General features: G+C 72.4%; 26 protein-coding genes, 2 tRNA genes and 1 riboswitch. Of the genes, 14 read left to right on the plus strand and 14 right to left on the minus strand.

Features of this window, described 5'->3' with window-relative positions; translation table 11 throughout:
* Window positions 1-42 precede the first annotated feature (42 nt).
* The gene (locus ACGFQ9_RS36245; protein WP_393579937.1) at window positions 43-2,232 is read left to right on the plus strand and encodes a carbon starvation CstA family protein; all 2,190 of its coding nucleotides are present in this window, start codon (window positions 43-45) and stop codon (window positions 2,230-2,232) included.
* Entirely contained in the window at window positions 2,229-2,426 is a 198-nt protein-coding gene (locus ACGFQ9_RS36250) for a CstA-like transporter-associated (seleno)protein (protein ID WP_393579938.1), read from the plus strand. The genes ACGFQ9_RS36245 and ACGFQ9_RS36250 overlap by 4 nt, the downstream gene beginning before the upstream one ends.
* 51 nt (window positions 2,427-2,477) lie before the next feature.
* Here ACGFQ9_RS36250 and ACGFQ9_RS36255 read toward each other — a convergent pair whose 3' ends face one another.
* Window positions 2,478-3,056, minus strand: coding sequence for a Uma2 family endonuclease (locus ACGFQ9_RS36255; protein WP_393579940.1), 579 nt, complete (start codon window positions 3,054-3,056; stop codon window positions 2,478-2,480).
* Window positions 3,057-3,106: 50 nt separating this feature from the next.
* Between ACGFQ9_RS36255 and ACGFQ9_RS36260 the strand changes: the two genes are divergently transcribed.
* The 3 genes from ACGFQ9_RS36260 (at window position 3,107) to ACGFQ9_RS36270 (ending at window position 7,366) form a co-directional block, all read left to right on the plus strand.
* A complete protein-coding gene (locus tag ACGFQ9_RS36260; RefSeq protein ID WP_393579941.1) occupies window positions 3,107-3,622 on the plus strand; it encodes a GNAT family N-acetyltransferase in 516 nt (171 codons plus the stop codon).
* Between the two features lie 87 nt (window positions 3,623-3,709).
* A riboswitch (cobalamin riboswitch) is annotated at window positions 3,710-3,765 on the plus strand.
* A gap of 176 nt (window positions 3,766-3,941) precedes the next feature.
* Window positions 3,942-6,350: a ribonucleoside-diphosphate reductase subunit alpha gene (locus ACGFQ9_RS36265; RefSeq protein WP_393579943.1), complete on the plus strand. Its 2,409-nt coding sequence runs from the start codon at window positions 3,942-3,944 to the stop codon at window positions 6,348-6,350.
* Complete coding sequence (locus ACGFQ9_RS36270; RefSeq protein WP_393579945.1) at window positions 6,350-7,366, plus strand: ribonucleotide-diphosphate reductase subunit beta; 1,017 nt, start codon at window positions 6,350-6,352, stop codon at window positions 7,364-7,366. Before ACGFQ9_RS36265 ends, ACGFQ9_RS36270 begins: the two co-directional genes overlap by 1 nt.
* Here ACGFQ9_RS36270 and ACGFQ9_RS36275 read toward each other — a convergent pair.
* A complete protein-coding gene (locus tag ACGFQ9_RS36275) occupies window positions 7,318-7,527 on the minus strand; it encodes a hypothetical protein (RefSeq protein ID WP_393579947.1) in 210 nt (69 codons plus the stop codon). The genes ACGFQ9_RS36270 and ACGFQ9_RS36275 overlap by 49 nt on opposite strands.
* Before the next feature lie 81 nt (window positions 7,528-7,608).
* Here ACGFQ9_RS36275 and ACGFQ9_RS36280 point away from each other — a divergent pair, with 81 nt between their 5' ends.
* Window positions 7,609-8,577 carry a helix-turn-helix domain-containing protein gene (locus ACGFQ9_RS36280; protein WP_393579948.1) on the plus strand — a complete coding sequence of 323 codons (969 nt, stop codon included), beginning with the start codon at window positions 7,609-7,611 and terminating at the stop codon, window positions 8,575-8,577.
* Window positions 8,578-8,681: 104 nt separating this feature from the next.
* Entirely contained in the window at window positions 8,682-8,891 is a 210-nt protein-coding gene (locus ACGFQ9_RS36285; protein WP_393579949.1) for a hypothetical protein, read from the plus strand.
* A gap of 64 nt (window positions 8,892-8,955) precedes the next feature.
* On the opposite strand, the gene def is transcribed toward ACGFQ9_RS36285, so the two are convergent.
* From def to ACGFQ9_RS36325, 8 genes are all read right to left on the minus strand, one after another.
* On the minus strand, window positions 8,956-9,591 hold the full coding sequence (def, locus tag ACGFQ9_RS36290) for a peptide deformylase (RefSeq protein WP_393579951.1): 636 nt from the start codon (window positions 9,589-9,591) through the stop codon (window positions 8,956-8,958).
* A gap of 58 nt (window positions 9,592-9,649) precedes the next feature.
* Window positions 9,650-10,645, minus strand: a complete 996-nt coding sequence (locus tag ACGFQ9_RS36295; RefSeq protein ID WP_393579953.1) for a tetratricopeptide repeat protein — start codon at window positions 10,643-10,645, stop codon at window positions 9,650-9,652.
* Between the two features lie 161 nt (window positions 10,646-10,806).
* Window positions 10,807-12,153, minus strand: a complete 1,347-nt coding sequence (locus ACGFQ9_RS36300; RefSeq protein ID WP_393579955.1) for an HD-GYP domain-containing protein — start codon at window positions 12,151-12,153, stop codon at window positions 10,807-10,809.
* Entirely contained in the window at window positions 12,150-13,673 is a 1,524-nt protein-coding gene (locus ACGFQ9_RS36305) for an HD-GYP domain-containing protein (protein ID WP_393579956.1), read from the minus strand. Before ACGFQ9_RS36305 ends, ACGFQ9_RS36300 begins: the two co-directional genes overlap by 4 nt.
* 184 nt (window positions 13,674-13,857) lie before the next feature.
* Complete coding sequence (gene rsrA / locus ACGFQ9_RS36310; protein ID WP_393579957.1) at window positions 13,858-14,175, minus strand: mycothiol system anti-sigma-R factor; 318 nt, start codon at window positions 14,173-14,175, stop codon at window positions 13,858-13,860.
* Complete coding sequence (locus ACGFQ9_RS36315; protein ID WP_393580019.1) at window positions 14,172-14,816, minus strand: sigma-70 family RNA polymerase sigma factor; 645 nt, start codon at window positions 14,814-14,816, stop codon at window positions 14,172-14,174. The genes rsrA and ACGFQ9_RS36315 overlap by 4 nt, the downstream gene beginning before the upstream one ends.
* A gap of 370 nt (window positions 14,817-15,186) precedes the next feature.
* A complete protein-coding gene (locus ACGFQ9_RS36320) occupies window positions 15,187-15,837 on the minus strand; it encodes an alpha/beta family hydrolase (protein WP_393579959.1) in 651 nt (216 codons plus the stop codon).
* Window positions 15,837-16,655 carry an SOS response-associated peptidase gene (locus ACGFQ9_RS36325; protein ID WP_393579960.1) on the minus strand — a complete coding sequence of 273 codons (819 nt, stop codon included), beginning with the start codon at window positions 16,653-16,655 and terminating at the stop codon, window positions 15,837-15,839. Before ACGFQ9_RS36325 ends, ACGFQ9_RS36320 begins: the two co-directional genes overlap by 1 nt.
* Before the next feature lie 100 nt (window positions 16,656-16,755).
* On the opposite strand from ACGFQ9_RS36325, the gene ACGFQ9_RS36330 reads away from it, so the two are divergent.
* The 4 genes from ACGFQ9_RS36330 (at window position 16,756) to ACGFQ9_RS36345 (ending at window position 20,399) form a co-directional block, all read left to right on the plus strand.
* Window positions 16,756-17,508, plus strand: a complete 753-nt coding sequence (locus tag ACGFQ9_RS36330; RefSeq protein WP_393580021.1) for a M50 family metallopeptidase — start codon at window positions 16,756-16,758, stop codon at window positions 17,506-17,508.
* Between the two features lie 54 nt (window positions 17,509-17,562).
* Window positions 17,563-18,903: a 3-phosphoshikimate 1-carboxyvinyltransferase gene (aroA, locus tag ACGFQ9_RS36335; RefSeq protein WP_393579962.1), complete on the plus strand. Its 1,341-nt coding sequence runs from the start codon at window positions 17,563-17,565 to the stop codon at window positions 18,901-18,903.
* 4 nt (window positions 18,904-18,907) lie between these two features.
* Entirely contained in the window at window positions 18,908-19,918 is a 1,011-nt protein-coding gene (rsgA, locus tag ACGFQ9_RS36340) for a ribosome small subunit-dependent GTPase A (protein WP_393579964.1), read from the plus strand.
* A 157-nt stretch (window positions 19,919-20,075) separates the two neighbouring features.
* A complete protein-coding gene (locus ACGFQ9_RS36345) occupies window positions 20,076-20,399 on the plus strand; it encodes a DMT family transporter (protein WP_393579965.1) in 324 nt (107 codons plus the stop codon).
* A 68-nt stretch (window positions 20,400-20,467) separates the two neighbouring features.
* On the opposite strand, the gene ACGFQ9_RS36350 is transcribed toward ACGFQ9_RS36345, so the two are convergent.
* Window positions 20,468-21,007 carry a TetR/AcrR family transcriptional regulator gene (locus ACGFQ9_RS36350; RefSeq protein WP_393579967.1) on the minus strand — a complete coding sequence of 180 codons (540 nt, stop codon included), beginning with the start codon at window positions 21,005-21,007 and terminating at the stop codon, window positions 20,468-20,470.
* Between the two features lie 133 nt (window positions 21,008-21,140).
* Between ACGFQ9_RS36350 and hisN the strand changes: the two genes are divergently transcribed.
* The 3 genes from hisN to ACGFQ9_RS36365 all read left to right on the plus strand — a co-directional run bounded on the left by hisN (window position 21,141) and on the right by ACGFQ9_RS36365 (window position 23,127).
* Entirely contained in the window at window positions 21,141-21,947 is an 807-nt protein-coding gene (gene hisN, locus ACGFQ9_RS36355; RefSeq protein ID WP_393579969.1) for a histidinol-phosphatase, read from the plus strand.
* A 185-nt stretch (window positions 21,948-22,132) separates the two neighbouring features.
* A complete protein-coding gene (locus ACGFQ9_RS36360; protein WP_393579971.1) occupies window positions 22,133-22,528 on the plus strand; it encodes a cyclic nucleotide-binding/CBS domain-containing protein in 396 nt (131 codons plus the stop codon).
* A gap of 182 nt (window positions 22,529-22,710) precedes the next feature.
* Entirely contained in the window at window positions 22,711-23,127 is a 417-nt protein-coding gene (locus ACGFQ9_RS36365; RefSeq protein WP_393579973.1) for a Fur family transcriptional regulator, read from the plus strand.
* A 108-nt stretch (window positions 23,128-23,235) separates the two neighbouring features.
* Here the strand turns inward: ACGFQ9_RS36365 and ACGFQ9_RS36370 are convergent.
* The 3 genes from ACGFQ9_RS36370 to ACGFQ9_RS36380 form a co-directional block, all read right to left on the minus strand.
* Window positions 23,236-23,309 (minus strand) — tRNA-Met (locus ACGFQ9_RS36370).
* Between the two features lie 76 nt (window positions 23,310-23,385).
* Window positions 23,386-25,257 (minus strand): sel1 repeat family protein, encoded by a 1,872-nt coding sequence (locus ACGFQ9_RS36375; RefSeq protein ID WP_393579974.1) that lies wholly within the window; start codon window positions 25,255-25,257, stop codon window positions 23,386-23,388.
* Window positions 25,258-25,460: 203 nt separating this feature from the next.
* Window positions 25,461-25,534, minus strand: a tRNA-Met gene (locus ACGFQ9_RS36380).
* Window positions 25,535-25,556: the final 22 nt, after the last annotated feature.

Genomic DNA, 25,556 nt, shown 5'->3' on the forward strand with positions numbered 1-25,556 from the left:
ATTCCCTGCACTTGTGCAGTGATCAACGAGGGGACGAGGGTCATGGCAGAACCAGGAGCAACACCGGCACAACGGCGCATGACGCCCCGGTCGATCGCCATCTGGGTGCTCGTGGCACTCATCGGCGCCATCGGCTGGGGCGTGATCGCGCTCTCCCGCGGCGAGGAGATCTCGGCCGCCTGGCTGCTCGCCGCCGCACTCGGCTCGTACGCGATCGGCTACCGCTTCTACTCGAAGTTCATCGCGGACCGGGTGCTGAAGGCCGACCGCACCCGGGCCACCCCCGCCGAACGCCTTGACAACGGTGTCGATTTCCACCCGACCGACCGCCGCGTGCTCTTCGGCCACCACTTCGCCGCGGTGGCCGGCGCCGGCCCGCTGGTCGGCCCGGTGCTCGCCGCCCAGATGGGATACCTGCCCGGCACCATCTGGATCGTGGCCGGCGTGATCTTCGCCGGCGCCGTGCAGGACATGGTCACGCTGTTCTTCTCCACCCGGCGCGACGGCCGCTCGCTCGGCCAGATGGCCCGGGACGAGATCGGCCCGGTCGGCGGAGCCGCCGCCCTGGTCGCCGTGTTCGCCATCATGATCATCCTGCTGGCGGTGCTCGCCCTGGTCATCGTCAACGCGCTGGCGCACTCCCCCTGGGGTGTCTTCTCCATCGGCATGACCATCCCGATCGCCCTGTTCATGGGCTTCTACCTGCGGGTGCTGCGTCCGGGGCGGGTCACCGAGGTCTCCGTGATCGGTGTGGCGCTGCTGCTGCTCGCCATCGTCGCGGGCGGCTGGGTCGCGGAGTCCTCGCTGGCGGACACCTTCACCCTGGAGAAGGAGACCCTGGTCATCTGGATGGTGGTGTACGGCTTCCTGGCCTCGGTGCTGCCGGTCTGGATGCTGCTCGCACCCCGCGACTACCTCTCCACCTTCATGAAGGTCGGCACCATCGCCCTGCTCGCCCTCGGGGTGGTCATCGCCATGCCCACCCTGAAGATGCCCGCCGTCACCGACTTCGCCTCGCGCGGCGACGGCCCGGTGTTCGCCGGGTCGATGTTCCCGTTCGTGTTCATCACCATCGCCTGTGGCGCCCTGTCGGGCTTCCACTCCCTGGTCTCCTCGGGCACCACCCCGAAGATGATCCAGAAGGAGACCCAGGTCCGGATGATCGGCTACGGCGCGATGCTGACCGAGTCCTTCGTCGCCGTCATGGCGGTGATCACGGCCTGCATCCTGGAGCCCGGCCTCTACTTCGCCATCAACTCCCCCGGCGGGGTCATCGGCACCACTGTCGAGTCCGCCTCACAGGCGGTGACGAACTTCGGCTTCGCCGTCTCCCCCGAGACGCTCGCGCAGGCGGCCAAGGACGTGGAGGAGACCAGCCTGCTCTCCCGCACCGGTGGCGCACCGACGTTCGCGCTCGGAATGTCGGAGATCTTCGCCTCGGTGGTCGGCGGCTCCTCGATGAAGGCGTTCTGGTACCACTTCGCGATCATGTTCGAGGCGCTGTTCATCCTCACCACGGTCGACGCGGGTACCCGGGTGGGGCGCTTCATGCTCCAGGACACCCTGGGCAACGTGCACAAGTCCTTCAAGGACGTCAGCTGGAAGCCGGGCGTCTGGCTGGCCAGTGCCGTCGTGGTCGGCGGCTGGGGCTACTTCCTGTGGGTCGGCGTGAAGGACCCGCTGGGCGGCATCAACCAGCTCTTCCCGCTGTTCGGCATCGCGAACCAGCTGCTGGCCGCAGTCGCCCTGGCGGTCTGCACCACCCTGCTGGTGAAGTCGGGCCGGCTCAAGTGGGCCTGGGTGACGGCCGTCCCGCTGGTCTGGGACGCCACGGTGACGCTCACCGCCAGCTACCAGAAGGTCTTCTCGGACGACGTCAAGGTCGGCTTCTTCGCCCAGCGCGACAAGTACCAGGCCGGCATCGACGCGGACAAGGTCCTGCCGCCCGCCAAGACCATGGACGACATGCACACCGTGGTCACCAACGCCACCGTGGACGGCGTCCTGTGCGCCCTCTTCGCCCTGCTGATCATCGTGGTGCTGGCCGACGCGGCCCGCACCTGCTTCAAGGCCATCAGCAACCCCGAGTCGGTCCGGCTGGCCGAGGTCCCGTGGACCGAGTCGAAGATCGTCGCCCCCGCCGGGCTGTTCCCGACGGCCGAGGAGAGGGCCGAACTGGAGGCGGCGGGCCTGGACTCGGGCGGCGGCAAGGTCAAGGAGCCGGTGGCATGACCACCCTGCGCGACCGGCTCGCCAAGGTCCGGTACTACGTACGGGAGTTCTCCGGCGAGGCGGCGTACGACCGTTACGTCGCCCACGCCCGCTCCCACGACCCGGACGCCGGGGTCATGACCCGCCGCGCCTTCGAACGCGCCCGGACGGACGCCCGCGAGGCGGACCCCCGCGAGGGCTTCCGCTGCTGCTGAGCGCCGTACGCGCGAAGGGCCCCGCCGATTCGGCGGGGCCCTTCACGCACATCAGCCGACGCGGGCGTCGAACGACTCCGTTCGGAGCATGACGCCGACCGGTTCGGGCAGGTCGATCTGCGTCCCGAACGGGGCCGTCCTGCTGTATCGGTAGCGCACGGCATCGGGCTCACCTTGGATGGTGACCGTACGCGCGTCCCTGTCGACCAGCAGGTAGGCGGGAATGCCCGTCGCGGCATAAACCCCGGGCATCGTGTCCCGGCGACACCGATCGGTCCACACGTCACCGCTGGTGACTTCGAGAACCGCCAGTACGGGCTCCGGGTCACGCCAATCCCCCTGTCCGACGAAGGCGTTCGACGGGGCCAGCACCGCATCGGCCACGGCGCGACCGGCCCTGTCGGCACCGGTCTTCAGTCCGGTCCACGGATGAGCCCAGAGGTCCGGTCTGGACTCAAGACACGTCCGCGTGAACCAGGCGACGATCCAACCGCGATCCCCGTCCACCAGGGCCTTGCTGCTCACCCTGCCTTCAATGAGCTCAAGGCGCAGGCCCTCCGCCTCTCGGGCGGCGAACCGGGCCACCGCGTCGAATTCCTCGGGCATGAGGTGCGGCCGATCCCACGTCATGGAAGGACGATAGCGGCGCGCGCCGGCCGCCGTCCTGCACACTCGACCGCATGGACATCGTGATCAGGGAGGCAAGGCCCGAGGAGTACGAGACCCTCGGGGAGATCACCGCTCAGGCGTACGTCGGGGACGGGCTGCTGGACGCCAACCCGGACGGGTACTACCTGGGGGTGCTGCGGGACGTGGCCGCGCGGGCGGCGGACTCCGAGGTGCTGGTAGCCGTACGCGAGGACGGGACGGTGCTCGGCGGGGTGGCCTTCGCGCCGCCCGGCAGCCGGTACGCCGACATCGCCGGGCCGGACGAGGCCGAGTTCCGGATGCTCGCCGTGTCGAAGGAGGCCCGCGGGCAGGGCGTCGGCGAGGCGCTCGTACGGGCCTGCGTCGACCGGGCCCGGGCCATCGAGGGGGTACGGGCACTGGTGCTGTCCACCCAGCCGGCCATGCGCGGCGCGCACCGGATCTACGGGCGGATGGGCTTCGTGCGGACCCCGGAACGGGACTGGTCGCCGGTCCCCGAGGTGCCGCTGCTCACCTACGCACTGGAGCTGCACGGACCCGATCAGTAGCCGAGGAGCAGGGCGCACGACACAACATCTGGGGGTGGCAACACAGGGCCGCCCCCACATGTATGCTCATCCTCGCTGTCGACGCAGGGGAATCCGGTGAGAATCCGGAACTGTCCCGCAACGGTATGAAAAGTCCGAATACCTGCCGACGGTGCGCCCGGGTACGACCGTCCCGGGTGCCGATACGTCCGGGCCTCGCGGTTGGGCCGGTGGACGCCGTACGGTGCTGCGCTCGCTACCCGCCCCGCCACTCCCGTACGCGCGCTGCCTCGCGCCCGCCCGCAGGGATTCCGGAGCCGAGCGAGGGAGAGCTCCCCCCGTGACCATCGCGCCTGCCGCACCGCGCGCCGAGTCCGCCGACCCGTCCTCCGGGGACACCAAGGGCACCGAGGGACCGGGGGCCGCACTGCTGCGGACTCTCACCGAGCTGACGGCCGACCTGCCCGACACCGACCCCGGCCGGGTCGCCGCCGCCGCGCTGCGCGGCCGCAGCGCCGGCGCGGACGAGGCCGAACTGCGCGGTCTGGCCACCGAGGCGGCCGCGGGGCTGATCTCCGAGGACCCGGCGTACTCCAGGCTGGCGGCCCGGCTGCTGACCCTCACCATCGCCGAGGAGGCCGCCGGCCAGGGCGTGACCTCCTTCACCGAGTCGGTCGCCGTCGGCCACCGCGAGGGCCTCATCGCCGACCGGACCGCCGAGTTCGTCGCCGCCCACGCCGCCCGCCTCGACGCGCTGGTCGGGCACGCCCTCGCCGACGGCGCCGACGACCGCTTCGGCTTCTTCGGCCTGCGCACCCTGCACAGCCGCTACCTGCTGCGCCACCCGATCACCCGCCAGGTCATCGAGACCCCGCAGCACTTCATGCTCCGCGTCGCCTGCGGCCTCGCCGAGGACGAGAGCGTCCGCGCGCTGGAGGAGGTCACCTCCCTGTACGGGCTGATGAACCGGCTGGACTACCTGCCCTCCTCCCCCACCCTCTTCAACTCCGGCACCCGGCACCCGCAGATGTCCTCCTGCTACCTGCTGGACTCCCCGCTGGACGAGCTGGACTCCATCTACGACCGCTACCACCAGGTGGCCCGGCTGTCCAAGCACGCCGGCGGCATCGGCCTGTCGTACTCCCGGATCCGCGCCCGCGGTTCGCTGATCCGCGGCACCAACGGCCACTCCAACGGCATCGTGCCGTTCCTGAAGACCCTGGACGCCTCGGTCGCCGCGGTGAACCAGGGCGGCCGCCGCAAGGGCGCCGCCGCCGTCTACCTGGAGACCTGGCACGCCGACATCGAGGAGTTCCTGGAGCTCCGCGACAACACCGGCGAGGACGCCCGCCGCACGCACAACCTGAACCTGGCGCACTGGATCCCGGACGAGTTCATGCGCCGGGTCAACGCGGACGCCGACTGGTCGCTCTTCTCCCCGGCCGACGTGCCCGAGCTGGTCGACCTGTACGGGGCGGAGTTCGACGCCGCCTACGTCAAGGCCGAGCAGGCCGGCCTCGCCAAGAAGACGATGCCCGCCCGCGAGCTGTACGGCCGCATGATGCGCACCCTCGCGCAGACCGGCCAGGGCTGGATGACCTTCAAGGACGCCTCCAACCGGACCGCCAACCAGACCGCGCTGCCCGGCACCGTCGTCCACTCCTCGAACCTGTGCACCGAGATCATCGAGGTCACCAACGACGGCGAGACCGCCGTCTGCAACCTCGGCTCGGTCAACCTCGGCGCCTTCGTGAGCCGCGGGACGGGCGAGCTGGACTGGGAGCGCCTCGACGAGACCGTCCGCACCGCCGTGACCTTCCTCGACCGCGTGGTGGACATCAACTTCTACCCGACCGAGCAGGCCGGCCGCTCCAACGCCAAGTGGCGCCCGGTGGGCCTGGGCGCGATGGGCCTGCAGGACGTGTTCTTCAAGCTCCGCCTGCCCTTCGACTCCGCGGAGGCCAAGGCGCTCTCCACGAAGATCGCCGAGCGGATCATGCTGGCGGCGTACGAGGCGTCCACCGACCTCGCCGAGCGCAACGGCGCGCTGCCCGCCTGGGAGGCGACCCGCACCGCCCAGGGCGTGCTGCACCCCGACCACTACGAGACGACGCTGTGCTGGCCCGAGCGCTGGGAGGCGCTGCGCACCCGGATGGCCACCACCGGTCTGCGCAACTCCCTCCTCCTCGCGATCGCCCCGACCGCGACGATCGCCTCGATCGCCGGTGTGTACGAGTGCATCGAGCCGCAGGTCTCCAACCTGTTCAAGCGCGAGACGCTGAGCGGTGAGTTCCTCCAGGTCAACGCCTACCTGGTGGAGGACCTGAAGAAGCTCGGCGTGTGGGACGCGCAGACCCGCGAGGCGCTGCGCGACTCCTCCGGCTCCGTCCAGGGCTTCGGCTGGATCCCGGACGAGGTCCGCGAGCTGTACCGGACGGCGTGGGAGATCCCGCAGCGCGGCCTGATCGACATGGCCGCGGCCCGCACCCCGTACCTGGACCAGAGCCAGTCGCTGAACCTGTTCCTGGAGACGCCGACCATCGGGAAGCTGAGCTCGATGTACGCGTACGCCTGGAAGCAGGGCCTGAAGACCACCTACTACCTGCGCTCGCGCCCGGCGACGAAGATCGCCCGCGCGGCCTCCGGCACGGCCGTCCCCGCTGCCGCAACGCCACTGCCCCAGGCCCTCGACGCCGAGGCGCTGGCCTGCTCCCTTGAAAACCCCGAGTCCTGCGAGGCCTGCCAGTGATGAGCTCCACCGACCACAAGAACCTCCTGGACCCGGGCTTCGAGCTCACGCTCCGCCCGATGCGCTACCCGGACTTCTACGAGCGCTACCGGGACGCGATCAAGAACACCTGGACGGTGGAGGAGGTCGACCTCCACTCCGACGTGGCCGACCTCGCCAAGCTGACCCCGGCCGAGCAGCACATGATCGGCCGTCTGGTCGCCTTCTTCGCGACGGGCGACTCGATCGTGGCGAACAACCTGGTGCTGACGCTGTACAAGCACATCAACTCCCCGGAGGCGCGCCTGTACCTGTCGCGCCAGCTGTTCGAGGAGGCCGTGCACGTCCAGTTCTACCTGACGCTGCTCGACACCTACCTGCCCGATCCGGACGACCGCGCGGCGGCCTTCGACGCGGTCGAGAACATCCCGTCGATCCGCGAGAAGGCGCAGTTCTGCTTCAAGTGGATGGACTCGGTCGAGAAGATCGACCAGCTGGAGACTGCCGCCGACCGCCGCCGCTTCCTGCTGAACCTGATCTGCTTCGCGGCGTGCATCGAGGGCCTGTTCTTCTACGGCGCCTTCGCCTACGTCTACTGGTTCCGGTCCCGCGGCCTGCTGCACGGCCTGGCCACCGGCACCAACTGGGTGTTCCGCGACGAGAGCTGCCACATGGACTTCGCCTTCGCGGTCATCGACACCGTCCGCAAGGAGGAGCCGGAGCTGTTCGACGACCAGCTGCAGCAGCAGGTCACCGACATGCTCAGGGAGGCCGTGGAGGCCGAGCTCCAGTTCGGCCGCGACCTGTGCGGTGACGGCCTGCCGGGCATGAACACCGAGTCCATGCGCGAGTACCTGCAGTGCGTGGCCGACCAGCGTCTGGTCCGCCTCGGCTTCGCCCCGGTGTACGGCTCGGAGAACCCGTTCTCCTTCATGGAGCTGCAGGGCGTCCAGGAACTGACCAACTTCTTCGAGCGGCGGCCGTCGGCCTACCAGGTCGCCGTCGAGGGCACGGTCGACCTCGACGAGGACTTCTGAGCCCTCGTCTCCCTCAGTACGTCCTTCCCCGATCGGCCGGCGGACTGCGCCTCGCGCAGCTGCCGGCCGATCCGGCGTTCCCGGGCGATCCCGTACAGGGCGGGGCCCAGCACCAGGGCGGCCAGGACGAGGACGGCGAGGTAGTTCCACAACGTGTTCATGGCTCCACTCTCGCCGGAGTGATCAACACCGGACAGTGGCAGGACTGTCATGAAAGAGCGAATTACTGCCACACTGGGCTCATGCTGAAGAACGTGGCCGTGGTGCTGATGAACGGCGTCGCCCCCTTCGAATTCGGGATCTTCTGCGAGGTGTTCGGGCTGGACCGGAGCGGTGACGGGCTGCCCGTCTACGACTTCGCGGTGTGCGCCGGCGAGGACGGCCCGCTGACCCTCTCGGACACCGGACTCACGCTCAGGCCCGAGCACGGCCTGGAACGGCTGGCCGAGGCCGACCTGATCTGCCTGCCCGCCGACCGGCACGCACCCGTCCGGGAGGACTATCCCGAGCCCCTGCTGGAGGCCCTGCGCGCGGCCGTGGACCGCGGGGCGCGCGTGCTCAGCGTGTGCAGCGCCGCCTTCATCCTGGGTGCGGCCGGGCTGCTGGACGGGCGCCGCTGCACCACCCACTGGATGCACTCGGCCAACCTGATGCGCCGCTATCCGCGCGCCCTGGTCGACCCCGAGGTGCTGTACGTGGACGAGGGCCGGGTGGTCACGGCGGCCGGCACGGCCTCCGGCATCGACGCCTGCCTGCACGTGGTCCGCCAGGAGCACGGCGCCGAGGTCGCCAACGCCGTCGCCCGCCGGATGGTGGTCCCGCCGCACCGGGACGGCGGCCAGGCCCAGTACATCCGGCGACCCCTGCCGCGCACCTCCTGCGACACCGTCGGCGAGGTGCTGCAGTGGATGTCCCGGCACCTCGCGGAGGAGATCACCGTGGAGCAGCTGGCCGAGCGGGCCCACATGTCCCCGCGGACCTTCGCCCGCCGCTTCCTCGCCGAGACCGGCACCACCCCCTACCAGTGGCTGCTGCGCCAACGGGTACTGCTGGCCCAGGAGCTGCTGGAGTGCTCGGACGAGACGGTGGACGCGATCGCGGGCCGCTGCGGCTTCGGCAACGCCGCCGCGCTGCGGCACCACTTCCTGCGCACCCTGGGCACCACCCCGAACGCCTTCCGCCGCACCTTCCGCGGACCGCGGGTGGCCTGAAGTCGCCTGTTCCCCGATTTGGTGTGATCTTGGCCGTATCCCGTCGGCGCCCCGCCCGCCTACGGTGCGTCGCGTCAAGTTCGCCGATGTTTCTGGGGGTTCAGATGTCGCGCAACTCAGCACGTCTCCTCGCCACCGCGGCCATCGCCGCTCTGGCGTTCGGTGGCGCGGTCACCACCGCTTCTGCCGACTCCGACTGGGGCACGGCCCCGATCGGCAAGAACGACCTGGGCTGGAACAGCACGCCCACCGGCAAGGCCGACTTCGGCTGGAACACCGCCCCGGCCGGCACCGACGACGACCGGTGGGACTAGCGGAAGCAGCCACGAGGGCCCGCTCCGAAATCCGGAGCGGGCCCTCGTGCACGCGTCGCGCGCGCTACGCGTTCGGGACGGTCTCGTAGCGCGGGGTGTTCTCCGCCATCTGGCGCAGGGCGTCCTTGCGGTCGCGCTTCGAGAGGCGGTCGATGTACAGGTAGCCGTACAGGTGGTCGGTCTCGTGCTGCAGGCAGCGCGCGAAGTAGCCGGTGCCCCGCACCTTGATCGGGTTGCCCTGGGCGTCCTGGCCGGTCACCTCGGCGTAGTCGGGGCGGGCGAGCGAGGCGTACGCGGTCGGCACCGACAGGCAGCCCTCGTTGGAGTCGTCCAGCACGCGGCGGTCGGTCGGCAGGTCCACCAGCTTCGGGTTCACCACCACGCCCGTGTGCCGCGCACCCTCGTCGTCCGGGCAGTCGTACACGAAGACCTTCTGGTCCACGCCGATCTGGTTGGCGGCCAGGCCCACGCCCTCCGCCGCCTTCTGGCTGGCGAACATGTCGTCGATCAGCCGGGCGAGCTCCTCGCCGAACTCGGTGACGTCCTTGCACTCGCTGTGCAGCACCGGGTTGCCCACGACGGTGATCGGCCGGGCGGTGCCGCGCTCCCGGTAGGCGAGCTCACGCGCCTCACAGTCCTCGGTGTCCACGACGTAGCCGTCGTCATCGACCTTGAGGACCTCGTTCTCCTGCTGCGCCATGTCCCGCGTACGCCTTCCCTGAAGTCTCTGGTGTGCCCGTACAGCCTACGTGCCGAGGTCAGCAGACTTCTTCGAGATCCCGCCACTCACGGGTGTCGGGGCTGTCCGCCACCCAGCCGTCCAGCAGCCCGCGCACCAGCCCGGCCGGGGCGGCGATCCCGCACTCCCGCTCGGGGACCCAGAGCGAGCCGGAACCGGCGGTGCGGTGGCCCAGCGGGCCGGGGTGGCCGGGCTCGCTGTGGTCGTGCGGGTCCAGGTGCTCCCCGTCGCCCTCGTCGCTCGGCATCGAGCTCTCCGAGCAGGTCCGGCACAGCAGGCGGACGGACGAGGACCAGTCCTCGGCGGCGAACCCGGCGTCCGAGGCGAGCCGCTCCAGCGCGTCCCGGTCCTCCTCGGTGGCGGCCTCCAGCAGCACCACCCAGGTCGGCACCGGCGAGGGCGCCCACAGCTCGATCTCGTCGAAGACCGGGTAGGCGGGCCCGGCCGCGGTCACGCGTTCGCCGTGCGGAACCCCGTCGTGGAGGACGACCTCGCCCCAGCGCCGCCCGGAGGAGGGCAGCGGGATCGACAGGACCTCCATGCGGGCCGGGTCCAGCCGGCGGCCCCAGACCACCTCGGCCTCGCCCTCCGGCGACAGCCGTACGGCCGCGCTGCCCAGCTCCATGCCCACCGGCTCGGCCGAGCCGCCCGTGCCGTGCGGATGCCCCGGCACCTTCAGCCCGTACGCCTGCCAGGCCCGCCGGGCCAGCGGCCAGTCCTGCAGGGCAGTGGCGGCGATGCCCACGTTCCACCAGTCGGGGGCGCCGGCCGCCCGGTCCAGCAGGGCGACGGCGCGCAGTCCGGCCGCCCGGGCCTGCTCCCAGTCGTGCCGGAACTTGTGCAGCAGCGCCAGGTTGAACCAGGACTCCGACAGCCACGGTTCCAGGTCCGCGGCTCTGGTCAGCAGGGCTCCCGCGTCCTCGTACCGACCGTCGCCGATCAGCGTGAACGCGCGGTCGGTGGCCTGCCGCCAAGAGGCGGAGGGCCTGTGCCGTACCTTCCCGAAGATCCTCACGATTCCCGCCTGCCTGGGGCACCCCCGGCGCCGGCCGGGGGGACAACGGTGCAGCCTGTCGGTGCAGCCTTGCGGACACTCTCCACTTCGCATCCAACCATGCCCACTCGGACGGCCGCTCATTACCCATGGGTTACCCCGCCCGATCAGCGGTGATTCCATCACGTCGGAGACCGCTTCCCCCGCCGGACGCCCCCTCGGAGGACGTGGGCGAGGCACTCGACCACCTCCGGCTGGTACTCCCGGCCGGTGCCGAGCCGCAGCCGCTCCAGCGCCTCCAGCGATCCGCCGGGGTGCCGGGCGCCGCCGGCCAGGTCCTCGTAGGCGTCGGCCACCCGGACGATCCGGGCGGCGACGGGCTGTTCCCGGTACGGGTCGGCCTGCCGCTCGACGACGGCGGCGACCTCCGCGGGCACTCCGGTCTGCCGGGCCACCTCCCCGCCCAGCTCGGCGATCCGCCGGGCCTCGGCGGCCGGCAGCGGGCCACCGGCCCCCGCCGGGACCGGGTCCACGAGGGACAGCCGGCCGATGTCGTGCAGCAGCGCGGCGTACTCGAGGACCGTCAGTTCCCGTTCCGACAGCCCGAGTTCCCGGCCCACGGCACAGCTGAGCGCGGCGACCCGGCGGGCGTGGCCGGGCGGGGTGCAGCCGGCGATCTCGGTGGCCCGGGCCAGCGAGGTGATGGTCTGCCGGTACGTCGTGCGGACGGCGGAGATCCGCCGGAAGGACAGCTGGGTGAGCAGCAGCGGCACGCTGAACACGGGCAGGGCCCAGGGCCCGGCCACGGCCACGCCCAGGGCCATCACCACCCCGGTGGCGCAGATCGCCGAGCCGATCCCGGCGTGCGCCCGCAGCTCGTCGCGGAGCAGCGGCCCGTACGGCCATCCGGTGCGGGAGCGGGCGAGGGCGGCGGCGAGCACGGCGTCGCACAGCGCGGTCAGGCCGAGCAGGCACAGCAGGAACGGCACCAGGAGGGGGCCCTGCCCGAGCAGGTCCTCCAGCCTTCCGGAGTTGTAGAGGGGCTGGAAGCAGGCGGCGGCGAAGCCGACGGTGAGCACCCGGCGGGCGACGTGGTCGAGGGCGGGGCCGTGACCGCGGGCGATGTGCGGGACGGTGCCGGCCAGGGCGGCGGCGACCACCACGGCAACGGTCTGGAGCACCCCGTGGTGGGTGGGGGCGCCTCCGTTGTGGCCGAGCAGGGCGTACGCGAGGGCGCCGGCGGAGGCGAGCGGCGCGGGCCGGCGGGCTCCGGCGGGCGGGTGACCGGAACGGTGCCCGGTGTCCCCGGCGTCTGCGGCGTCCCAGGTGTTTCCGGCGTCCCAGGAGGTGTTCCCGGGGTTCCCGGGGTTCCCCGTGTCGCCGCGGGCCAGCTCGCCGACGGTGATCAGCAGGCCGAAGACGAGGGCGGTGCCGGGCTCGGCGATGCCGTTCCACAGGGTGTGGCCGAGCGCGACCGCGGTCAGGGCGCCGGCCGCGCCGCGCACGGCCCACACGGTGCCGGGCCTCATCGGGTGCCAGCCCGGCCGGTACGTCCGGCCTCCCCGGCTCGGCCGCCGGCCCGGACGGACCCGGAGTGCACGCGCCCGCCGCCCTCCCCGCCCTGGACGGGAAGGGCGTCGAGGGCGGGCGGACCCGGTACGGCGGCCGGGGCCGGGGGCGTCGCGCCCGCGGGGACGGTCTGGAGGTCGGCGTCGGAGGTGACCACCGGGTGCCAGCCGTACCGGCGGATCGCGGCGGCCAGGGCGCGCACCATCTGCGGGTCGAACTGGGATCCCGCGCAGCGCTCGAGCTCGGCGAGGGCTACCGGGACGGGCCGGGCGCGGCTGTAGGAGCGCGTGGAGGTCATGGCGTCGAAGGCGTCGGCGACGGCCACCACCCGGGCCGCCACCGGAATCCGGTCGCCCGCCAGGCCGTAGGGATAGCCGGAGCCGTCCACGCGTTCGTGGTGGTGCAGGATCGCCGCCCGGGCCTCGCCGAGGAAGCCGATGCCGCGGACCATCTCGTGGCCGTACTCGGGGTGCAGCTCGATGGTGCGGCGCTCCTCGGGGGTGAGCGGGCCGTCCTTGCGCAGCAGCCGCGTCGGGACGCCGAGCTTGCCGACGTCGTGCAGGATGCCGGCGATCCGGACCGCCTCCACGCGGTCCTCGGCCATGCCGAGTTCGCGGGCGATCATCGCGGAGGCCTGGCCGACGCGTTCGCCGTGGCCGCGCGTGTAGCGGTCCTTGATGTCGACCGCCTGGACGAGGGCGCGGACGGTGGCCTGGTGGGCGGCGTGTTCGCGGTGGTACTGGGCGAAGACCCAGCAGGAGATGCAGACGGGGAGCAGGACGGCCAGGGCGGCCGGGGGGCCGTACGGGCTGCGCCACAGCACCGCCATCATCAGGCCGGCCAAGCCGTGCACCAGGTGCGGAGCCACTACGGGGACCCTCCGGAACGCGCGCCTGGCGGTGGCGGCGGTCCGCCGCTCGGCAGCGGCCCGGATGCCCCCGTCGAGAGCGGTGAGCACGAGGCCGAAGACGAGGGCCGCGACCGCGGACGGAAGCAGGACGTGGGGGAAGTCCGGGGAGCCCGATCCCCCCGCACCGCCGGAACCGGCGGAACCGCCGACGCCGCCGAGCGCGGCGGGCCCGCCCAGCAGGCCGAACGCCCGGCCCGCCGCCCAGGCGGCCATGGACTGCCGGGCCGCGTGCCAGAGCCTGCGCACCCGGGCGGGCCGCTGCTCGGCCTCCCCGGCGAGCGCCGCGGGCACCGTGGCCAGGGCGGCGGCAGACGGCGGCAGCAGGAAGACGGCGGCCAGCACGACCGGGAAACAGAAGCCTGCCCCCTCGGGCACCCGGCCGCCTGAGCCCCGGCCGCCCGGCAACCGGCAGAACCTCACCAGTTCGCAGCAGAGGCAGAGCGCGCACAGCAGGGCGGCGGCCGGCCAGGGGACGGCAGCGGCACCGGTGAGGGCGGGCAGCAGGCACGCGACGGAACCGGCGGCGGCGCAGCAGAGGAAAACGCGCGCGCCCGGCGGAAGTCCGCGCATCGGCGTTCTCCTCCCCCTGTGGCCTGGCGGGCGAACCGGTTGCCGAATCGAACCGGTACCGGTTGGGGAGAATAGGCGGGGCCCCTGCGCGAACGGGCCGCATTTTCGTATTGCGACACGCGGGAACCCCCGGATTAGCACCTTCGGGTGAACGAAGTCCCGTTCCGGGGGCAGTTGTTGACTATCAGCCGGTGGCGGGCCCGGCGGCGGCCGGTCCGGCGGTGATGTCCTCGTCCGGAACGGCCTGTCCGGAACGGATCAGCTCGATCCTTCCCATCACCTTCGACCGCAGGTCGGACGGCACGTCGTCCGATCCGCAGCAGCGCTTCACCAGTTTCTTCACGGCCTGTTCCAGGCCGTACTTCTCCAGACAGGGATTGCACTCGCCGAAGTGTGTTTCGAACTTCGTGCAATCACTGTCGGGCATCTCGTGGTCGAGGAACTCGTACAAGTGGTCCAGGACCTCGGAGCACTCCGTCTCGTGCGGCTCTCCGCAGCTCATGAGCCCGAGCCTTTCCGGTCGTTCGACTCTCCCGCGCCCGCCGGGACCAGCCCGCGCTCACGGGCATAGTCCTCCAGCATTCCGCGGAGTTGACGGCGGCCACGGTGCAGTCGCGACATGACCGTACCGATGGGTGTACCCATGATGTCCGCGATCTCCTTGTACGCAAAGCCCTCTACGTCGGCCAGATAGACGGCGATGCGGAACTCCTCGGGGATCGCCTGGAGCGCTTCCTTCACGTCCGAATCGGGCAGGTGATCGAGCGCCTGCGATTCGGCGGAGCGCAGCCCGGTGGACATGTGCGACTCGGCACGGGCCAGCTGCCAGTCCTCGATCTCCTCCGCGGCGCTGCGCTGGGGCTCGCGCTGCTTCTTGCGGTAGGAGTTGATGAACGTGTTCGTCAGGATGCGGTAGAGCCACGCCTTCAGGTTGGTGCCTTCACGGAACTGGTGGAAGGACGCGTACGCCTTGGCGAACGTCTCCTGAACCAGGTCCTCGGCGTCGGCCGGGTTGCGCGTCATGCGCAGCGCGGCCGAATACATCTGGTCGAGGTAACCGAGGGCGTCGCGTTCGAAGCGCGCGTTGCGCTCCGCGGTCGTCTCCTCCGCCTGGCCTTCGTCGGTCCCGGAAACAGGACCCACCTCCTCCGACAGCGTGGCGGACCCGAATGCGGACCCACTCGAATCGGAGAATAGTCGACCATCCCGGCCATCCGCCGCCCGGCCGGGGGCGTACCTGGCCGCAGGCAGCACCGACCAGTCCAGGTCAGAAGCCTGTGTGCGGTTCGGGCTGATGACCCGGGTCATGCGGCACTCCCTCTCCCTGTGGGTCCCTCTCGGCATCGCCGCGCGTAGCGGCATTCGGAACAACCAAGGGGCCGGGCGGCGCATTCCCGGGGGCTCCGGGAGCCCTCTCCGGCCCGACCGTGTCAGCTCCTGGCGAAATCGGCCACGCGTTCGTCCGTCAGGTCGGGAGGGCCGGTCAGGGCCGGGCGCCTGGCATCGGGGCCGGTCAGGGCACCAGACGGCCGAGCCAGTCCGCCACGGCCCCGGTGATCAGCTCCAGTGCCCGCTCCTGGGTGAGCGCGGCCTTCTTCGGCACGGCCATGCCGTGGTCGGCCGCCTCCACCTCGACCAGTTCGAACGCCCCCTCGGGGAACTCCCCGGGGCGCCCGAAGGCGTCCCGGCCGCCCTGGACCACCAGCGTGGGCACGCCGGCCCCGGTCAGCTCCTCCGCGCGGGACTTCTCCGGCCTGCCCGGCGGATGCAGGGGGAAGGCGAGGGCCAGCACCCCGGCGGCGCCGAGCCCGGCCGCGGTCCGGCAGGCCACCCGGGCCCCGGCGCTGCGCCCGCCGGCCACCACCGGCAGCCCAGGCTCCAGCAGAGCGGGCCACAGCCCGTGCCAGCCCTGGTCGAGCACCTTGGGTGCGGCGGCCACCTTCTTCCCGGCCACCCGCCAGGGCTGCTCGACCAGGGCCACGGTGACGCCCAGGGCGGGCAGGGCGGCGGCCAGGGCCTGCAGGTCCCGGGCCTCGATGCCGCCGCCGGCGCCATGGCCCAGGGCGAGCACCAGGCGGGCCGGACGGGCGGTGTACCAGGTGATCCGGGCCTCCCCGGCGGGGGTGCCGACGCTCTCGGTACGGGTCTCGGTACGCGTGCTCATCAGAACAGCGTGCCCTCCTCGGGGGCCTCCAGCTCGGTAAGCAGCTCCGGTCCGTTGTTGCGGACGTTGCTCACCGCCGTGGGTACCGGGTACGCGCGCATCAGCCCGCCGGGCGGCGGGGCCAGCAGGTCCCGCAGCGAGCCCTCGGTGTCGGTGTCCGCCGGGTCCAGCCAGGCGTCCCAGCGGTCGGGGGTGAGCATCAGCGGCATCCGCGGGTGGATCTCGGCCAGCGAGCGCGGGCCCTGCCCGGGCGCCACGGCCAGCGGCCCGGTCTCGGCCTCGGTGGTGATCACCGAGCAGGTCGCCCACCAGGCGAGCGGGTGCTCGTCGGGCAGGGTCCGGTCGCGCCAGAACTCGTATATGCCGGCCATGGCGAAGACCGAGCCGTCGGCGGGCAGCACGAAGTACGGCTGCTTGCGCGGCCGCTTCCGCTTGCCCTCGACCTCCAGCTGCCGCTCGTCGGTCCCGGTGACCCACTCGTAGTAGCCGTCGGCCGGGATGATGCAGCGGCGCTGCGCGAAGGGCCGGCGGAAGGAGGGCTTCTCGTGCAGGGTCTCCGACCTGGCGTTGATCATCCGGGCGGCGCCGTCGGGGTTCTTCGCCCAGGACGGGACCAGGCCCCACTTCAGTACGCGCAGCTGGCGAACCGGACGCGGGTCCGGAGCGTCCTTCAGGGGGCGGTCGAGTACGACGAAGACCTGCTTCGTCGGGGCCACGTTGTAGTCGGGAGCCAGGGTCTCCTCTGGCTCCCACTTCTCGACCCCGAAGACCGCCGCCAGGTCCTCGGGCCGGCGACTGGATGCATAGCGTCCGCACATGGCTGCCACACTGCCATGTCACTCCCCCCAGCCACCGCTGGAGGTACCACCGGAACATCACGGCAAGGAGCCGTCCGACCCCATGAACCCGACGAACTCCATGCACCCCACACACACGATCACGGACACGCACATATCGGCCGCGGGCCCCCTCGCGGACGGCCTGTGGGAGCGGCTCACCGGCCTCCAGGACGCGCCCGCGCAGTGGCTGGTGCTGCTGACCGCGGCTGCCGCGCTGGCCGTCGTACTGCCGCACCCGCTCTGGCGGCTGTCCCGGAACGCGATCACCATCGCCCACGAGGGCGGCCACGGCCTGGTGGCGGTCCTGACCGGACGCCGACTTGACGGGATCAGGCTGCACTCCGACACCAGCGGGCTGACCGTGAGCCGGGGCCGCCCGGACGGGCTCGGGATGATCCTCACGGCCGCCGCCGGGTACACCGCGCCCTCCCTGCTGGGCCTGGGCGGCGCCTGGCTGCTGTCCGCGCACCGGATCACGCTGCTGCTGTGGGTGGCCACCGCCCTGCTGCTGGTGATGCTGGTGATGATCCGGAACGCGTACGGCGCGCTGACCGTGGTCCTGTCCGGTGGGGCCTTCGTCCTGGTGTCCTGGCTGGCCCCGGCCGGGGTGCAGGCGGCGTTCGCGTACGCGGCGGTGTGGTTCCTGCTGCTGGGCGGGGTCCGGCCGGTGTTCGAGCTGCAGGGCAAGCGGAGGCACGGCGGGGCCCCGGACTCCGACGCCGACCAGCTGTCCCGGCTGACGAACGTGCCCGCCGCGCTGTGGCTCTTCCTGTTCCACGCGGTGGCGCTGAGCTCGCTGATCGGCGGCGGACGCTGGCTGCTCGGCCTCTGAGACGACCCGGCCGCGGGGCGAGTGGGGCGGCGGGCAACAACTAAAGTAAGGGCCATGACCCAGACCCCCGCGCCTCCCGCCCTCTGGCCCGCCCCGCTCGCGGACGGCGCCGTACGTGCCACCGTCACCGTGCCGGGGTCGAAGTCGGTGACCAACCGCGCCCTGGTGCTGGCCGCGCTGGCCGCCGAGCCGGGCTGGGTGCGCCGCCCGCTCCGCTCCCGCGACTCCCAGCTGATGTCGGACGCGCTGCGCGCGATGGGCGTGGGCATCGAGGAGACCGTCTCGTCCAGCTCCGGGGCGGGCGCCGGGTCCGGCGAGGCCTGGCGGGTCATCCCGGCCGCGCTGCACGGCCCGGCCACCGTGGACGTCGGCAATGCCGGAACGGTGATGCGCTTCCTTCCGCCGGTGGCCACCCTTGCCGCCGGTGACATCCGGTTCGACGGCGACCCCCGTTCGTACGAGCGTCCGCTCGGCCAGGTCATCACCGCGCTGCGGACCCTCGGCGCCCGGATCGACGACGACGGCCGCGGCGCGCTGCCGATGACCGTGCACGGCGGCGGTGCCCTGGAGGGCGGCACGGTCGAGATCGACGCTTCCAACTCCTCCCAGTTCGTCTCCGCGCTGCTGCTCTCCGCCCCGCGTTTCAACCAGGGCGTCGAGGTGCGGCACGTGGGCGGCAACCTGCCCTCGCTGCCGCACATCCGGATGACGGTGGAGATGCTGCGGGCCGCCGGCGCCCAGGTGGACACCCCGGAAGCGGGCGGCGAGAAGGACGTGTGGCGGGTGGCGCCGGGTGCGCTGCTGGGCCGCGACATGGTGGTCGAGCCCGACCTGTCGAACGCGCAGCCGTTCCTGGCCGCCGCGATGATCACCGGCGGTACGGTCACCATCCCGGACTGGCCGCGCCGGACCACACAGCCGGGTGACGAACTGCGCCGGATCTTCACCGAGATGGGCGGTTCCTGCGAGCTGACCGACGCGGGTCTGGTGTTCACCGGCACCGGCGCGATCCACGGCATCGACGTGGACCTCAGCGAGGTCGGCGAGCTGACCCCGGGCATCGCGGCGGTGGCTGCGCTGGCCGACTCCCCGTCCACCCTGCGCGGGGTCGCCCACCTGCGGCTGCACGAGACGGACCGGCTGGCGGCCCTCACCAAGGAGATCAACGAGCTCGGCGGCGACGTCACCGAGACGGCGGACGGCCTGCACATCCGGCCGCGGAAGCTGCACGGCGGGATCTTCCACACCTACGACGACCACCGGATGGCCACCGCGGGCGCGGTGATCGGTCTGGCGGTGCCGGGCGTGCAGATCGAGAACGTGGCCACCACGGCGAAGACCCTGCCGGACTTCCCGCAGATGTGGGCGGACATGCTCTCGGGAGCCGGGGAGTAGCGCCATGCGCCGGTACGGGAAGCACACCGACGAGGACGACATCCGGGCCCGCCCCAACCCCAAGGGCAACCGGCCCCGGACGAACATCCGGCCCAAGCACGAGGACGCGGCCGAGGGGTTCGTCCTCACGGTCGACCGCGGCCGGCTGACCTGCCTGGTCGACGACCGCCGGGTGACCGCCATGAAGGCCCGCGAGCTGGGCCGGAAGGCGGCGGTCGTGGGCGACCGGGTGTCGCTGGTCGGCGACCTGTCCGGCAAGAAGGACACCCTGGCGCGGATCGTCCGGATCCAGGAGCGCTCGTCGGTGCTGCGGCGGACCGCGGACGACGACGACCCGTTCGAGCGGGTGGTCGTCGCCAACGCCGACCAGCTGGCCATCGTGACGGCGCTGGCCGATCCGGAGCCGCGGCCCCGGATGATCGACCGCTGTCTGGTGGCGGCGTACGACGCCGGACTGGAGCCGCTGCTGGTGCTGACCAAGTCGGACCTGGCGCCGGCCGACAAGCTGCTGGAGACGTACTCCACGCTGGGTCTGGACTTCGTGGTGGTCAACCGCGACGAGCTGGAGAACGGGGACGCGGCGGACCGGGTGCGGGAGCGCCTGGCGGGCCGGATCACCGCTTTCGTGGGCCACTCCGGCGTCGGCAAGACCACGCTGGTGAACTCGCTGGTGGCGGCCGACCGGCGGCGGGCCACCGGCCGCGTCAACGCGGTCACCGGCCGGGGGCGGCACACCACCACCTCTGCGCTGGCCCTGCCGCTCCCGGGGGAGGACGGCTGGGTGATCGACACCCCGGGCGTGCGCTCCTTCGGCCTGCACCACGTGGATCCGTCCCGGGTGATCCTGGCCTTCCCCGACCTGGTGGACGGTACGGAGGGCTGCCCGCGGGCGTGCAGCCACGACGAGCAGGACTGCGCGCTGGACGCGTGGGTGGCCGAGGGGCACGCGGAGCCGGCCCGGCTGGACTCGCTGCGGCGGCTGCTGGCGACGCGGGAGCGGCGCGAAGGCGACTGATCCCGGGACTGCTCACCGGCACTGGCCCCGGGGACTGATCTCGGGCGCTGATCGCCGGAGCACGTTTGCCGGGCGGCATGTCTGGTAAATGCATAATCGCACCAAGTGGCGCGCGGCCGGGCCGTCCGTGTCACACGACGCGGGGAGGCATTTCGACATGGCGTGGCTGCTCGTGGTGGTCGCGGGGATCCTGGAGACCGGCTTCGCGGTCTGTCTGAAGCTGTCCCACGGCTTCACCCGGCTGTGGCCGACGATCGCCTTCGCCTGCTTCGCGCTCGGCAGCTTCGGCCTGCTCACCCTGGCACTGCGGAAGCTGGACGTGGGCCCGGCGTACGCGGTGTGGACGGGCATCGGGGCGGCCGGTACGGCGATCTACGGCATGATCTTCCTGGGCGACGTGGTCTCCGTCCTGAAGATCGTCTCGATCACCCTGGTCATCGTGGGGGTCGTCGGCCTCCAGCTCTCGGGCTCCGCCCACTGACGCCCCGCACCACTGACGCCCCGCACCACGGGCTCACCGCACCACCGGAGCCCCGTCGGCCGGGCGCGCTACCCGGAGGCCCCGAGCAGGTCACGGAACAGGTCACGGAACAAGTCCCGGGGCCGGGGCCCGTTCACCGGCGCGACCACGTACGACAGGGCCAGCCGCACCACCAGTTCGCAGTGCTCCGGCCTGGCCCCGCCCGGGCCCAGTGCGGCCACCGCCCGGTCCCGTACGGCCACGAGCAGCTCCCCCGGCCCGGCCGCGGAGCGCTGCGCCGGCAGGGCCGCCGTCCAGGCCCCGGTGAGCAGCGCCCGGACCAGCGGGCGCGCGCCGGCCGCCCGTACCGTCCAGTCCGCCACCTCGGCCAGCCGGGCCGGGGCGGGAGCGGGCCCGGCCAGCGCCCGGTCCACTCCGGCCAGGTACCACTCGGCCTCCCGCCGGACCAGGGCCCGCCCGAGCCCGGCCTTGCCGCCGAACTCGTTGTAGAGGGTCTGCCGGGACACTCCGGCCGCGGCCGCCACGTCCACCATCCGCACGGCCGGCCAGGGTCGTGCGGACACGGCCGCCCCGGCCGCCTCCAGCAAGGAATCCCGCGCTGCCGGCATCTCGCCTCCCGCCGCCCCGGCCTCCGGGCGCCTCGGTGGCGCCTCCGGCCTTCGGGACAGGGTTGACGGGGCCTGACGAGGTGTCAAGACGGCCCGTGTGGTCCGGCCCGAACGGCACCGATAATGTTCGGCCATGCCCGAGTATGACGATGACCTGCGCCTCGCCCACGCCCTCGCCGATGCCGCCGACGCGGTCACCATGGCCCGTTTCAAGGCCCTGGACCTCAAGGTGGAGACCAAGCCGGACATGACCCCGGTCAGCGAGGCCGACACCGCCACGGAGGCGGCGGTCCGCAGGCTGATCGAGGAGGCGCGGCCGCAGGACGCGATCCTCGGCGAGGAGTACGGGCTGGTGGGCGACGGCCCCCGGCGCTGGGTGGTCGACCCGATCGACGGCACCAAGAACTACGTCCGCGGGGTTCCGGTCTGGGCCACCCTGATCTCGCTGATGGAGGCCGGCGAGAACGGTGCGTTCCGTCCGGTCGTCGGCGTGGTCTCCGCGCCGGCGCTGGGCCGCCGCTGGTGGGCCACCGAGGGCGGCGGCGCGTACGCGGGCGGCAGCCTGGCCGGCGGGGCCGCCCGGCTCGGCGTATCCAAGGTGGCCTCCCTCGCCGACGCCTCGTTCGCCTACTCCTCGCTGAGCGGCTGGGAGGAGCAGGGCCGGCTGCCCGGCTTCCTGGACCTGACCCGGGCCTGCTGGCGGACCCGCGGCTACGGCGACTTCTGGCCGTACATGATGGTCGCCGAGGGCTCGCTGGACCTGTGTGCCGAGCCCGAGCTGAACCTGTGGGACATGGCCGCGATCGCGGTGGTGGTACAGGAGGCGGGCGGCAGGTTCACCAGCCTGGACGGAGTGGACGGGGTGGACGGCGGCAACGCGGCGGCTTCCAACAGGCTGCTCCACGAGACGATGCTGGCCCACCTCCGGCCGAGCGCCTGAGACACGCCCGGGGCGCGCGACCGGCCGCGCGGCCGCGTGCGGTGCGCGCCCTCTTGATGACCCTGCGTGTCCGTGGGAATCTGAGAATCCTCCGCTTGTGCGCTTGTGAATCCGTTCTCTAGGTGGACGGCTCCTCACCGGCGCTCCGCCCGAGCGGAGGGTCTTCGCCCCAGGAGGTGGCTCTCTTGCTCGTCCGTGACGCCATGAGCACCGTGATCCTCACCCTCGGACCCGCCCACACCATCCGCCAGGCCGCCGGCCTGATGTCCGGCCGGCGTGTCGGCGCGGCCGTCGTCCTCGACCCCGACCACAGCGGCATCGGCATCCTGACCGAGCGCGACATCCTCAACTCGATCGGCGCGGGGCACGACCCCGACCGGGAGACCGTCAGTGCGCACACCACCAACAACGTGGTGTTCTGCACCCCGGACGCCACCCTTCGGGAAGCCGCCGAGGCCATGGCCATCGGCGGCTTCCGGCATCTGATCGTGCTGGAGCACGGCGGCGCAGTCGGCATCGTCTCGGTCCGCGACATCATCCGCTGCTGGGTCCGCACCGGACAGGGCGCGGTCGCCGCCTAGCCCGGACGGAGGAAGCCGGGCCAGACACGGATACGACGGCGGTCCGGATCCCCCCGGGGTTCCGGACCGCCGCTCACCTCCCACGATGGACTTGATCCAAGTCACGTGGACATCCAGGTCCGCATACCGTCGGGAGTGCGTCGAGATCCAGGTGAGATTCGGCCACTGTTACCCTGGGCCGCATGAGTGACCTGCTGGAACGGCTCCGCGGACGTGGCTGGCGCATGACCGCGCAGCGGCGCGTCGTGGCCGAGGTGCTCGACGGTGACCACGTGCACCTGACGGCCGACGAAGTGCACGCGCGCGCAGTGACCAAGCTGCCCGAGATCTCCCGGGCCACGGTCTACAACACCCTGGGCGAGCTGGTGTCCCTCGGGGAGGTCCTCGAGGTCTCCACCGACCGCCGCGCCAAGCGGTACGACCCCAACGCCCACCGGCCGCACCAGCACCTGGTCTGCGCCCGCTGCGGCGCCATCCGCGACGTCCACCCGACCGGCAACCCGCTGGCCGACCTCCCGGCCTCGGAACGCTTCGGCTTCACGCTCGAGGGCGTGGAGGTCACCTACCGCGGCATCTGCCCGGCCTGCACGGGCGCCTAGCGAGCACGTTCCCGCCGCCACCGGCCGGCCCGTACGCGGGTCGGCCACCGCACACCCCGGACACGACGAAGGACCCGGATCCATCGGATCCGGGCCCTTCGTCATCAGTAGCGGGGACAGGATTTGAACCTGCGACCTCTGGGTTATGAGCCCAGCGAGCTACCGAGCTGCTCCACCCCGCGTCGGTGAACCCAACGTTACGTCAAAGCCCCCGAGCAGCGCAAATCGCTTAACGGTGAGGTGCCGCACGGCAGACTTCTACGCGGATAGCTCCTCGGCGAGCGCGTCCCGGAGCTTCGCCGCGCGTTGCGAGACCTCGGCCGGGCCCAGCTCCATGGCCCGGGCGCACCACTTCTGGCCCTCCGCGAGGTCGCCGTGCCGCGCGGCCAGCAGACCGAGCCGCAGCGCGGCCCGGCCGTGGCCGGCCACGGCCGCCCGGGTCCACCACAGCGCCGCCTCCGGCTCGCTGCCCTCCCTGGCCAGCAGCAGTCCGAGGTTGAACGCGCCGTTGCGGGAGCCGGCCTCCGCCGCCTCCCGGTACCAGCGGGCGGCGACGCCCAGCTCGCCCCGGCCCGCGGCCAGCATGCCGACCCGGACCTGGGCGCGCCGGTGGCCCTGCTCGGCGGCCCGCTCGTACCACTCCTCGCTCTCCGTCTTCGCCGCCGCGACCGGCGCGCCCAGCGCGGGCGGCTCCGGCGGCGGGGCCAGCGACTCCAGCAGCGAGGCCAGCCGGAACGCGGCCTCGGCGCTGCCGCCCCCGGCGGCACAGCGCAGGTGCCGCTCGGCGGCCCGCTCCTCCCCGTCCCGGACCAGGGCGATGCCGACCTGGAGGGCCGCGTCGGTGTGGCCGGCCGCGGCGGCCCGCTCGTACCACTTCAGCGCCGTCCGGTCGTCGTCCCGGCTGGCGAACAGGATGCCCAGGTTGAAGGCGGCGTCCACGCTGCCCGCCTCGGCCGCCTTGGAGAACCACGGCTCGGCGCCGGCCGCGTCGCCGCCCTGCAGGAGCAGGATGGCCAGCGCGTTGGCCGCCTCTCGGTGGCCCGCGTAGGCCGCGCGCCGGTAGAACTGCTCCGCCTGGGCCGTACGGTCCTGTGCGGCGCACAGCAGGGCGAGGTTGTACGCCCCGTTGTGGTCGCCGGCGTCCATCGCGGCCCGGTACCACTTCTCCGCCGTCTGGGGCTCGCCGCGCGCCGCGTGCAGCGCGCCGAGCGCGTTGGCCGCGTTGCCGTCGCCGTCCTGGGCGGCCCGGAGCCACCACGCGGCCGCGCTCTCCTCGTCCCCGGCGTCGCGCAGCAGGAAGCCCAGGGCGCAGGCCGCCCGGGCCTCGCCCTGCTTGGCGGAGGTCAGGTACCAGCGCCCGGCCTCCTTGAGCTCGCCGCGCGCCTCCAGCAGGGTGCCCAGGTGCAGGGCGGCCCGGCGGTGGCCGCGGGCGGCGGCCTGCCGGTACCACTGCTCGGCCTCGGTGCGCTCGCGGGCGCGCAGGATCCGCGCCAGCCGGTAGGCGGCCTCGCGGTGTCCCTGCTCCGCGGCCTGCCGGTACCAGCGCTCGGCGCCGTCGTGGCCGCGGTGCTCCAGTACGTCGGCCAGAGCGTACGCACCGAGCGCGTGGCCGGATTCGGCTGCCTGCCGCAGCCAGTACTCGGCGGCCGGCTCGTCGCCGCGCTCGCGGTAGTGCCGGCCGAGGGCGTGCGCGGCGGGGGCCGACCCGGCGACGGCGGCGACCCGCCACCAGCCGGCGGCGTCCTCGGGGTAGCCGCGCTGGAGCAGCAGGACGCCCAGGTTGTTGGCGGCGGCGCGGTCACCGGCGGCGGTGGCCCCGCGCAGGTAGGGCTCGGCGCCGTCGAGGTCTCCGCGGCGCAGCAGGAGCGCGCCGAGCACGCTCATGGCGCCCGGGTCCCCCTTGTCGGCGGGGCCCCGGTGCCGGGCCTCCAGCTCGACGTCGCTCGAGGCCTCGGTCTCGGTCTCGGTCTCGGCGAGCGCGTCGGCCGTGGTCACCGCAGTGGTCAGTGCGGTCCCCTTGCCGTCCTCCGCCGGGTGTGCCACCCCGGCCGCCGCCGTGCCCTCTTCGGTCTCCGTCCGCACAAACCGCCCTGTCTCCAGCAGAGTTGACCTGTCCCCCATAAATCCCATCGTCGCATCACCTGCTACCCGCGTACACCTGGTATGTCGCAGCCAGTGAGGTCACTTCAGCGTTTTGTCGACATGCCCACAGTTGGACAAGTCAAACACGTGCATCCTCCAACTCACCCCCGTGAACACGCGGATGAGGCCGGATGTACATGGATGTACACGACGAAGGCCCGGATCCCATGGATCCGGGCCTTCATCTTCAGTAGCGGGGACAGGATTTGAACCTGCGACCTCTGGGTTATGAGCCCAGCGAGCTACCGAGCTGCTCCACCCCGCGTCGGTGAAACAACAGTACCACG

It is taken from the genome of Streptomyces sp. NPDC048603, assembly GCF_043199475.1.
Lineage (GTDB): Bacteria > Actinomycetota > Actinomycetes > Streptomycetales > Streptomycetaceae > Streptomyces.